Raw genomic sequence first — 9,474 nt, 5'->3', positions numbered from 1 at the left:
GCAACCGACCCAATTCTGATAAGCATCCTGCTCGCGGCGATCCGCCTCCAGGTTGCGATCGATAGGCGCCAGGCGAAACAGGACCGGGGCGCCTAACTGACCGGGCGCCTGCACGGCCTGCAGCTTTCGACCGCAGCATCAGGCACAAGACCGGTTGCGGAGTTCGGCCGCCAGTGCTTCAAGCGCCTCCACATCGGCCGCGTATTGCGCAGCGTGTGTTGGATATCGTTCCTGCTGCTGACGATAGAAGCGTATCCAATTCGGCAAATCGGCGATCGGGAACGTCCTTCGCCATATGCCTTTCTCCAGCGTGAATGTGCCCGCCGCCGAATCGTAAGTCGCTGTCACCTTCACGAGGGCGTTTATAGGTTCGCAGCCCCGAAACAAAAGTGGCGTTCTGATCGATCGTATTCTGTTTTCCTAATCGAGGTGGATGGCATGGCGTCCGACAGCTTCGTCATCCCCGGAGCTTCTCCGCCTCGCGTTCTAGCGTGCTCCGATCGTTGCAGCGCTGTTGGATCAGATCGCGGACCTGTTGGATCGTCAGCCCAACCTTGTTGGCGAAATGGCGCACTTCATAATCCTCATCCGCCGACACTCGGTCGCGGTCACGCGCGCTTGTTTTTGTCGTCTGCCATGGCTGTTCCTCCTCGTCAGGGAGAACAGCCGCCATCTGGGGAAAGTTCCACATTAGCTGACGCTGAGGGGACCGGAACGCAGTCGGCGGTTGGTCCCCACGGGTCTTAGCCGCTAGAAATCGTGGGAGCCCGTATCTTACGCCGATTGGCTGCGATTGGCTTTTCGTTGGAACCAGTCTGCCCCCAGCTGCGTTGCGACCGACTGGGGACTTTCCTATGGCCGAAACCGAGCAAGAGTTTGTCGAGCGCGCGCGGGCCCAGATGGAATTCAGGGTGCAATTCCTCACGCGGGAAACTGGGGTAACCGAAGCCCAAGCACGTGAGCTAATCGACCTGATTGGCAACGATGCAAACTCGCTGCTGCGCGAGGCCCGACTTCTCAGGAGGGTCTAGCGCGAGGACTTTATGCTGGGCGCTGGAGAGGATTTTCTCGCGGCCTGCGGCCGATCGGCAGGGTGAACGCTCCTGATGGTTATGCTAATCCGGTTTGAGATTCCGTCATAAATCAGGGCCGGCCGGCCTGCTTCCTCTCCGCGATAGTCCCATACTCCCGGCTGAAGCGATCGAACTCGTTGCCAAGGTTCCTTTGCGATCTCGGGGCAAGTTTCTTCCTCCGCGGCGTGCGCTTGTGGCGATTCAAAGAACCCAGGGGATATTGTCATCGCGCCCAATTGCGCTGTAGTCAGCCTATGATCGTCAAACTCGGTTGGTGGGCTAAATGAAACCGCTGGTCCTGATCTCTTCGAAGGACCCGGACTTCCTTCTGGTTTTCGGGCACATCCTTTCCGTGGCCGGCTTCGAAACGCGGCTAATCACGGCGGACAAGGAGATTGCGCGCGCCATCAGGACCGCAGCGCCGCTTGCCGTCATCCTGGACTGTCATCCGGGCGATCGCGCAATCGCCAAGCAATGCATAGCGCTGAAGTCATCCGAAGCGACAATGGCAACGCCCCTCGCAGGTTTGGTGGCGCCTCGTTCCGGCAAGCTGCACCTGGACCTCATCAAGGCTGGCGTCGACGAGATATTTTCAAGGCCGTTTGCTCCTGAACAACTTCTGACCTGGCTGCACGGCAAAGCCGGAATTTCGAAATCCTCGCGCGAGACTGAGTCGGGGGATTTGATGCAGGGCGATTTCCGACTGGAGCGACAGACTCACCGGACATTCTTCAAGCAAAAAGAAATCGCGATGCCACCGATCGAGTTCAAGCTTTTGCGCAGCCTTTTGGCGCAGCCTGGCAAGGTGTTCAGCCGCGAGGAACTGGTCGCGACTGCTTGGCCTGAACATGCAGCGGCAACCGACGTGCGGGGGGTCGACGTCCATATAGCCAGACTGCGCAAAAGACTTCGGGCTTCCGTGGGAAGCGATCTGATCCGGACCGTCCGCTCGGCCGGCTACGCGTTCGCGCCGGAGTGGTGACCTGCGCGGCGTTTCCGACACCGAATCCAATTTGCCGGATTGACGGGCATGCGCCGCGGGTGCCCGCGACCTCGACACGCCTCGGTCCTCAATGGCTCAGGATAGTATCCAGGAACAGCCGGGCGCGTGGGTGAGCGGCTCTAGAGAAAAAATCTTTGGAAGAGGAATGCTCTACAACGCGGCCTTCGTCCATGAAAACGATCTCGTCCGCGACTTCGCGCGCAAAACCCATTTCATGGGTCACGCAGACCATGGTCATGCCGCTTCCCGCCAGCGCTATCATGACGTCGAGCACTTCCTTGATCATTTCAGGATCGAGCGCCGAGGTGGGTTCATCGAACAGCATGATACGGGGGTTGAGGCAGAGAGCGCGTGCGATCGCCACTCGTTGTTGTTGACCACCCGAGAGCTGGGCGGGATAGCTCCGCGCCTTTTCGGGAATGCGCACCACCGTCAGGTGATGCATGGCGATCTCTTCGGCCTCGCGCGCCGATTTCAAGAGGACCCGGCGGAGCGCCAGGGTACAGTTGGCGAGCACCGTGAGGTGCGGAAAGAGATTGAAGCTCTGGAACACCATACCTGTCTGTCGGCGCGCCCTCGCGGTATCGCGGGCGTCGTTCCCGAGGGTTATCGCTTCGAGCTGAATCGTTCCCCTTTGGAAAGGCTCGAGACCGTTGATGCAGCGGATCAGCGTCGACTTGCCGGAGCCGGACGGCCCGCAAACGACGATGCGTGCGCCCGGACGCACCGTTAGATCGATGTTTTTCAAAACGTGTATGGCGCCGAACCACTTGTTGAGGCCCTCGATCCGCACAAGGGGGAGGGATTCAACGGCTGAGATTGGATGTGGGGCTTGAGCGAGCATCAGCGCCGTCCAGGTGCAAGCAGGCGCTGCTCGATGCGCTTCACACTGTAAGCAACAAGCAGCGCCAGGGCCAGAAACAGGATGCCGGCGACGGTCAGCGGCTCCGCGTAGCGATAGGTCTCGGAAGCGATATCGAAGGCGCGTCCGAGCATTTCCGGCACGGCCAGGACGGCGAGATAGGGCGTCGCCTTGAGGATCGATACCAGATAGTTGCCGAGCGGGGCGGCGATGTTGCGCAGCATCTGCGGTGCGATGACGAAAATGACCGTGTCGCGGGGGCTGAGCGACAAAGCCCTGGCTGCTTCCTGCTGGCCCTTCGGAATGGCATCGATGCCCGCCTTGAACACCTCCGCCAGATAACCGCTGTAGTACAGACTGAGCCCTAGTATGCCCACTGTCATGGCGCTAAGCCGGATGCCGTAGACGGGCAGGACGAAATAGAGAAAATAGAGCCAGGCCAGGACCGGCGTCGAGCGGATGAAGTCGATCAGGAAGCGAACCGCGAAACCAAGCGCACCGCCGCCGCGGCGGATCATCTCGAACATGAAGCCGATCGCCGATGCGCCAATGCAGCTCAAGACCGTGGCGAGGAGCGTCGCCCCGATCGCCCCGATGATCGTCGGGATGCTTGCGAGCGCGAAGTGGAAGTCAAATCCCACGAGAAAGCCCTTTTTCGGGATTGACGCGCACCTCGAGCCAACGGCCGGCAAGCGCAATCGGGTAACAGACCAAGAAGAAGGCAAGCAATAGCGCCGAATAGATTGCGACCGGATCGTATTCGGTCTGCGAGATTTCCTTTGCGCGGAAGGTCATGTCCGTCAGCGTGACCAACGAGACAAGGGAAGTCGCTTTGACGAGCTGAATAAGGTTGTTGACGAAGGTGGGGCTCATTGCGACCAACGCCTGCGGCAGCTCGATCAGGAGCAGGATCGCCGGTCGCGAAAGGCCGAGCGCCATGCCCGCCTCGCGTTGGCCGGCAGGAAGAGACTGCAGCCCGGCGCGCACCGCCTGGCTGGCATAGCCGCCGGTGTTGAGACCGAGAACCAACGCGCTGACGGTCATCGCCGAAAGCGTGACGCCGAGCACCGGCAGCACGTAGTAAAAGACGAAAAGCAGGACGACGACGGCCGAGCTGCGCCAGAATTCGATCACGGCGGTAACCAGAAATCGGGTCATGCCGACGGTCAGAAACTGCGCGACGCCGAAAACGATGGCGAAGGGGACCGCAAAGACCAGGGCGTAGGCCGTGACCTCTGCGGTGGTACCCAGCCCTTGTAGAATGCCAAACAAGATGTCGAGCATGCTCACGGGGCGCCACCGCCTTTTGCTGACGCGGGTGACGACGATGTCAGTATTGTTTCGGCGTGCCAGGGGAAAGCGGGTTTGCGCTGAGAAATCGCGCCCCGTGGACCGGACGTCATGGCAATCCTCCGCACCATGAAAATTTGATCGCCTGCACCGGCAGGCCATCGAGGTTGTCTCATAAACCCGGCGAGACTCGCGTGTCAATAAACATGTACATTTTATTGCGGGTATTCATATTATTCATATTCCGGACGTCGCGGCGAAGTCGTCAGTAGGTCTCCGTAGGGCGCCACGGTCTTTGGCGCCGCCGTTCGCCGGTCATTGCGCGCTACGCTACGATTGACAGCTGACACCGGTTGAATCTGAGCGCCCCAGACCTCTCTTGATCATCCCCGACCGGGAACCGCTCGACGAATTCCGATCCTACGGGGACAGGATGGCTATCTCGCACAACGATACCGAAGGACACGCGCGCAGCTCGCGCATGCTGCGCACCGCGCTCGGACCCGCCATCGCCCGGTTCCTCGACGATCCCGCGGTCGTTGAAGTGATGCTGAACCCGGATGGTCGGATTTGGGTGGATAGGCTCTCGGAAGGTTTGGCGGATACGGGGGAAATGCTCGCGCCTGCCGCCGGCGAGCGGATTGTGCGCCTGGTAGCCCATCATGTCGGGGCCGAGGTCCATTCCCGCTCCCCGCGCGTCTCGGCCGAGTTGCCGCAAACAGGCGAGCGTTTCGAAGGCCTGCTGCCGCCCGTGGTCACAGCACCCGCCTTCGCGATCCGCAAGCCCGCGGTCGCCGTCTTCACGCTCGATGACTATGTGACCGCGGGCATCATGAGTTCTGGCCAGGCCGCTATGTTGCGCGCCGCGGTTGCTGGCCGGGCAAATATCCTCGTGGCCGGCGGCACGTCGACTGGCAAGACGACGCTGACCAACGCGTTGCTCGCCGAAGTGGGCAAAGGAACGGACCGGGTTGTCATCATCGAGGACACCCGCGAGCTGCAATGCGCGGCTCCCAACCTCGTCGCAATGCGCACCAAGGATGGCGTTGCCACGCTTTCCGATCTGGTTCGCTCGTCGCTGCGCCTGCGGCCCGATCGCATTCCCATCGGCGAGGTGCGAGGTGCCGAAGCGCTGGACCTCGTGAAGGCATGGGGCACCGGGCATCCCGGCGGCATCGGCACCCTTCATGCTGGCTCCGGCATTGGCGCGCTGCGCCGCCTTGAGCAACTGATCCAGGAGGCCGTCGTCACTGTCCCGCGTTCGCTGATCGCCGACACGATCGGCCTTGTCGCCGTGCTCGCCGGACGCGGCGCCGCGCGACGGCTCGTCGAGCTGGTCAGGGTCGAGGGTCTAGGCCCCGATGGCGATTACCGCATTGCTGAAGCTACCCCGATCAACACAGGAGAAATTTCATGATCCGCCTGCTTGCGCGCGGCCACGGCAGCCTGGCTGCAGTCAGCGCCGCCATCGCCTTCAACCTCGTCGTCGCGCCGGTCGCTTACGCGTCGGGTTCCTCGATGCCGTGGGAACAGCCGCTCGAAAAGATCCTGCAGTCGGTCGAGGGACCCGTCTCCAAGATCATCGCCGTCATCATCATCATCGTCACCGGCCTGACGCTGGCCTTCGGCGACAGTTCGGGCGGCTTCAGGCGGCTGATCCAGATTGTTTTTGGCCTTTCGATTGCCTTTGCTGCGTCGAGTTTCTTCCTGTCGTTCTTCTCCTTCGGCGGCGGAGCGTTGATCTGATGACAACCGCTTTCGAACAGCTCGACGCGGTGCCGGGGTGGACGGTGCCCGTCCACCGGGCCTTGACCGAGCAAATCCTGCTCGGGGGCGCGCCGCGCGGGATCGCGATCCTGAATGGCACGCTGGCGGGCGCGGTCGGTCTTGGGCTGCGGCTCTGGCTGGTTGGTCTTCTCATATGGGCAATCGGACATTTCACGGCGGTATGGGCCGCGAGGCGCGATCCGCTTTTTTTCGAAGTCGGACGCCGGCACCTGCGGCTGCCCGGGCATCTGACGGTTTGAGAGCGCCGCTATGATGGGCCTTGCCGAATACCGCCGGACGGCTGCCCGACTTGCCGATTATCTGCCTTGGGCGGCACTGGTCGCGCCGGGCGTCGTGCTCAACAAGGACGGCAGCTTTCAGCGCACCGCGAGGTTTCGCGGGCCAGATCTCGACTCCGCCGTCGCGGCGGAGCTTGTCGCGGTGGCCGCGCGCATCAACAATGCCTTTCGCCGGCTCGGCTCGGGTTGGAGCATCTTCGTCGAGGCGCAGCGGCACGAAGCGGCTTCCTATCCCGAGAGCCAGTTCCCCGATGCGGCTTCCGGCCTCCTCGATGCCGAGCGCAAAGCCGACTTCGACGAGGAAGGGGTTCATTTCGTATCGAGCTACTTTCTCACATTCCTCTTCCTGTCGCCGCCCGAAGACGCCACGCGGGCCGAGGGATGGCTCTATGAGGGTCGCGGCCAGTCGGGCGCCGATCCGGGCGAGATCGTGCGCGCCTTTGTCGACCGGACCGAGCGCGTGCTGTCCCTGCTCGACGGGTTGATGCCTGAATGCCGCTGGCTCGATGACGGCGAGACGCTGACCTACCTGCATTCGACCATCTCGACCAAACGCCATCGGGTGCGCGTCCCAGAGACGCCGATCTATCTCGATGCGCTGCTGGCCGACGAGCCGCTCGCCGGCGGGCTCGAACCGCGGCTTGGCGACAAGCATCTTCGCGTGCTGACGATTGTCGGCTTCCCGACCGCCACGACACCCGGCCTGCTTGACGACCTCAATAGGCTGGCCTTCCCCTACCGCTGGTCGACCCGCGCGATCCTGCTCGACAAGGTCGACGCCGTCCGCCTTTTGACCAGGATACGGCGGCAGTGGTTCGCCAAGCGCAAGAGCATCGCCTCGATCCTGAAGGAGGTGATGACCAACGAGGCATCGGCACTCCTCGACACCGACGCCGCCAACAAGGCGGCCGACGCGGACACGGCGCTGCAGGAGCTCGGCGCCGACATGGCTGGCATGGCCTATGTCACCGCGACCTTCACGGTTTGGGATTGTGACCCCCGCGTGGCCGACGAGAAGCTGCGCCTCGTCGAAAAGGTCGTCCAGGGCCGCGACTTCACGGCGATCGTCGAGACCGTCAACGCCGTTGACGCCTGGCTCGGTTCCTTGCCTGGGCACGCCTATGCCAATGTCCGTCAGCCGCCGATCTCAACGCTCAATCTCGCCCACATGATCCCACTTTCTGCCGTGTGGGCGGGGCCGGAACGGGACGAGCATCTGGTCAGTCCTCCCTTGCTTTACGGCAAGACCGAAGGCTCGACCCCGTTCCGGCTGGTCCTTCATGTCGGCGATGTCGGGCACACGCTGGTCGTCGGCCCTACCGGCGCCGGCAAGTCGGTGCTGCTGGCGCTCATGGCGCTCCAATTCCGCCGCTACCGCAATGCTCAGATCTTCGCCTTCGACTTCGGCGGCTCGATCCGGGCGGCAACGCTCGCAATGGGCGGCGACTGGCACGATCTCGGAGGTCACCTCACCGAAGGCATGGACGCTTCCGTTTCACTCCAGCCGCTCGCGCGCATCCACGACACATACGAGCGGGCCTGGGCGGCTGACTGGATCGTCGCGATCCTGACGCGCGAGGGGGTCCAGATCACGCCGGACGCCAAGGAGCATATCTGGGCGGCGCTGACCTCGCTCGCCTCGGCTCCGGTCGAGGAGCGCACCATCACCGGGCTCAGCGTGCTTCTGCAAGCCAATGACCTGAAACAGGCGCTTCGTCCCTACTGTGTTGGCGGCCCTCACGGCCGGCTGCTCGACGCCGAGGCCGAGCACCTCGGCCAAGCATCCGTGCAGGCGTTCGAAATCGAGGGGCTGGTCGGCACGCCGGCGGCGCCGGCCGTGCTTTCCTATCTGTTTCATCGCATCGGCGACCGGCTCGACGGTCGCCCGACGCTACTCATCATCGACGAAGGCTGGCTTGCACTGGACGATGACGCGTTTGCCGGGCAGTTGCGCGAGTGGCTGAAGACGCTGCGCAAGAAGAATGCCAGCGTCGTCTTCGCCACCCAGTCACTCGCAGACATCGACAATTCGGCTATCGCGCCGGCGATCATCGAAAGCTGTCCGACCCGGCTGCTGTTGCCCAATGAACGCGCGATCGAGCCGCAAATTACCGCCATCTATCGCCGCTTCGGCCTGAACGACCGCCAGATCGAGCTCCTGGCGCGTGCGACGCCGAAGCGTGACTACTACTGCCAGTCCCGTCGCGGCAACCGGCTCTTCGAGCTCGGCCTGTCCGAGGTCGGGCTCGCACTTTGCGCCGCGTCCTCGAAGAGCGATCAGGCCCTGATCGGCGGCATCGTCGCCGAGCATGGCCGCGACGGCTTCCTGGCGGCCTGGCTGCGTGCACGCGACGTCGGCTGGGCCGCCGACCTCATTCCCAACCTCACTGTTCCCCAACCTGAAAAGGATCCCCAACCATGACTGTTCGTCAAAGCCGGCCGGGCGCCCTTCTTCTGGTCGCAGCGATGCTTGCCGCTCCGCTCGCGATCACGCCGATGATGACGGCCCCAGCCCATGCCTTCATCGTGTTCGATCCATCGAACTATTCCCAGAATGTCCTGACGGCCGCGCGTTCGCTGCAGCAGATCACCAACCAGATCACCTCGCTTCAGAACCAGGCCCAGATGCTGATCAACCAGGCGCGCAACCTGGCGAGCCTGCCGTTGTCCTCGCTGCAGCAACTGCAGCGGTCGGTGCAACGCACGCAACAGCTTCTCGGGCAGGCACAGAACATCGCCTTCGACGTCCAGCAGGTCGACAAGGCCTTTCAGCAGCAATATGGCGACGTCTCGCTTTCTGCTTCCGACCAGCAGCTCGTGACGGAGGCGCGCTCGCGCTGGCAAAACACGGTCGGCAGTCTTCAGGACGCCATGCGCGTCCAGGCGGGCGTCGTCGGAAACATTGAGACCAGCCGCGCGCAGATGTCGGCGCTGGTCGGCGCCAGCCAGTCTGCGACCGGTGCGCTGCAGGCGACGCAGGCCGGCAATCAATTGCTTGCGCTTCAGGGCCAGCAGCTTGCCGACCTGACCGCCGTGGTGGCCGCCAATGGTCGCGCCCAGGCGCTGACCGAAGCCGAACGCGCCGCTGCGGTCGACCAGGGCCGCGAGCAACGCCGCCGCTTCCTGACCCCTGGCTCCGGCTACCAGGCCGGCGACGTTCAGATGTTCAACCGCTGAGCT

At 63.0% G+C, this 9,474-nt stretch carries 11 protein-coding genes; 7 read left to right on the top strand and 4 right to left on the bottom strand.

The genetic code is table 11. The features are described from left to right. Nucleotides 1–457: 457 nt before the first annotated feature. Nucleotides 458–673, bottom strand: coding sequence for a DUF3606 domain-containing protein (locus FJ471_RS18060; protein ID WP_140805364.1), 216 nt, complete (start codon nt 671–673; stop codon nt 458–460). 181 nt (nt 674–854) lie between these two features. Between FJ471_RS18060 and FJ471_RS34850 the strand changes: the two genes are divergently transcribed. Together FJ471_RS34850 and FJ471_RS18055 are read left to right on the top strand one after the other, a co-directional pair. Further along, nucleotides 855–1,031: a hypothetical protein gene (locus FJ471_RS34850; protein ID WP_181179524.1), complete on the top strand. Its 177-nt coding sequence runs from the start codon at nt 855–857 to the stop codon at nt 1,029–1,031. Between the two features lie 325 nt (nt 1,032–1,356). Beyond that, nucleotides 1,357–2,055 (top strand): response regulator transcription factor, encoded by a 699-nt coding sequence (locus FJ471_RS18055; RefSeq protein WP_140805362.1) that lies wholly within the window; start codon nt 1,357–1,359, stop codon nt 2,053–2,055. Between the two features lie 88 nt (nt 2,056–2,143). On the opposite strand, the gene FJ471_RS18050 is transcribed toward FJ471_RS18055, so the two are convergent. The 3 genes from FJ471_RS18050 to FJ471_RS18040 are packed head-to-tail and all read right to left on the bottom strand — an operon-like array spanning nt 2,144 to nt 4,228. After that, nucleotides 2,144–2,920 carry an amino acid ABC transporter ATP-binding protein gene (locus FJ471_RS18050; RefSeq protein ID WP_140805360.1) on the bottom strand — a complete coding sequence of 259 codons (777 nt, stop codon included), beginning with the start codon at nt 2,918–2,920 and terminating at the stop codon, nt 2,144–2,146. Next, the gene (gene ehuD, locus FJ471_RS18045) at nt 2,920–3,579 is read right to left on the bottom strand and encodes an ectoine/hydroxyectoine ABC transporter permease subunit EhuD (RefSeq protein ID WP_140805358.1); all 660 of its coding nucleotides are present in this window, start codon (nt 3,577–3,579) and stop codon (nt 2,920–2,922) included. The genes FJ471_RS18050 and ehuD overlap by 1 nt, the downstream gene beginning before the upstream one ends. Next, nucleotides 3,569–4,228, bottom strand: a complete 660-nt coding sequence (locus tag FJ471_RS18040; protein ID WP_140805356.1) for an amino acid ABC transporter permease — start codon at nt 4,226–4,228, stop codon at nt 3,569–3,571. Before FJ471_RS18040 ends, ehuD begins: the two co-directional genes overlap by 11 nt. A gap of 433 nt (nt 4,229–4,661) precedes the next feature. Here FJ471_RS18040 and trbB point away from each other — a divergent pair, with 433 nt between their 5' ends. Genes trbB through trbJ form a run of 5 tightly spaced genes read left to right on the top strand, consistent with a single transcriptional unit; the run spans nt 4,662 to nt 9,471 of the window. Then, the gene (gene trbB / locus FJ471_RS18035) at nt 4,662–5,645 is read left to right on the top strand and encodes a P-type conjugative transfer ATPase TrbB (RefSeq protein WP_140805366.1); all 984 of its coding nucleotides are present in this window, start codon (nt 4,662–4,664) and stop codon (nt 5,643–5,645) included. Continuing rightward, nucleotides 5,642–5,974 (top strand): TrbC/VirB2 family protein, encoded by a 333-nt coding sequence (locus tag FJ471_RS18030; RefSeq protein WP_140805354.1) that lies wholly within the window; start codon nt 5,642–5,644, stop codon nt 5,972–5,974. The genes trbB and FJ471_RS18030 overlap by 4 nt, the downstream gene beginning before the upstream one ends. Further along, nucleotides 5,974–6,255, top strand: coding sequence for a VirB3 family type IV secretion system protein (locus FJ471_RS18025; RefSeq protein WP_140805352.1), 282 nt, complete (start codon nt 5,974–5,976; stop codon nt 6,253–6,255). The genes FJ471_RS18030 and FJ471_RS18025 overlap by 1 nt, the downstream gene beginning before the upstream one ends. A 10-nt stretch (nt 6,256–6,265) precedes the next feature. Continuing rightward, on the top strand, nt 6,266–8,716 hold the full coding sequence (gene trbE / locus FJ471_RS18020; RefSeq protein WP_140805350.1) for a conjugal transfer protein TrbE: 2,451 nt from the start codon (nt 6,266–6,268) through the stop codon (nt 8,714–8,716). Next, a complete protein-coding gene (gene trbJ / locus FJ471_RS18015; protein ID WP_140805349.1) occupies nt 8,713–9,471 on the top strand; it encodes a P-type conjugative transfer protein TrbJ in 759 nt (252 codons plus the stop codon). The genes trbE and trbJ overlap by 4 nt, the downstream gene beginning before the upstream one ends. The last annotated feature ends 3 nt before the right edge of the window (nt 9,472–9,474 follow it).

The organism is Mesorhizobium sp. B2-7-1 (assembly GCF_006440735.1).
In the GTDB taxonomy this organism is placed as follows: domain Bacteria; phylum Pseudomonadota; class Alphaproteobacteria; order Rhizobiales; family Rhizobiaceae; genus Mesorhizobium.
This window is presented reverse-complemented; position numbering and strand designations above follow the sequence as displayed.

Bases quoted from the DNA above. Each gene is read 5' to 3' on its own strand.
- FJ471_RS18060 (WP_140805364.1), bottom strand. From the start codon at position 673: ATGGCGGCTGTTCTCCCTGACGAGGAGGAACAGCCATGGCAGACGACA.
- FJ471_RS34850 (WP_181179524.1), top strand. From the start codon at position 855: ATGGCCGAAACCGAGCAAGAGTTTGTCGAGCGCGCGCGGGCCCAGATG.
- FJ471_RS18055 (WP_140805362.1), top strand. From the start codon at position 1,357: ATGAAACCGCTGGTCCTGATCTCTTCGAAGGACCCGGACTTCCTTCTG.
- FJ471_RS18050 (WP_140805360.1), bottom strand. From the start codon at position 2,920: ATGCTCGCTCAAGCCCCACATCCAATCTCAGCCGTTGAATCCCTCCCC.
- trbB (WP_140805366.1), top strand. From the start codon at position 4,662: ATGGCTATCTCGCACAACGATACCGAAGGACACGCGCGCAGCTCGCGC.
- FJ471_RS18030 (WP_140805354.1), top strand. From the start codon at position 5,642: ATGATCCGCCTGCTTGCGCGCGGCCACGGCAGCCTGGCTGCAGTCAGC.
- FJ471_RS18025 (WP_140805352.1), top strand. From the start codon at position 5,974: ATGACAACCGCTTTCGAACAGCTCGACGCGGTGCCGGGGTGGACGGTG.
- trbE (WP_140805350.1), top strand. From the start codon at position 6,266: ATGATGGGCCTTGCCGAATACCGCCGGACGGCTGCCCGACTTGCCGAT.
- trbJ (WP_140805349.1), top strand. From the start codon at position 8,713: ATGACTGTTCGTCAAAGCCGGCCGGGCGCCCTTCTTCTGGTCGCAGCG.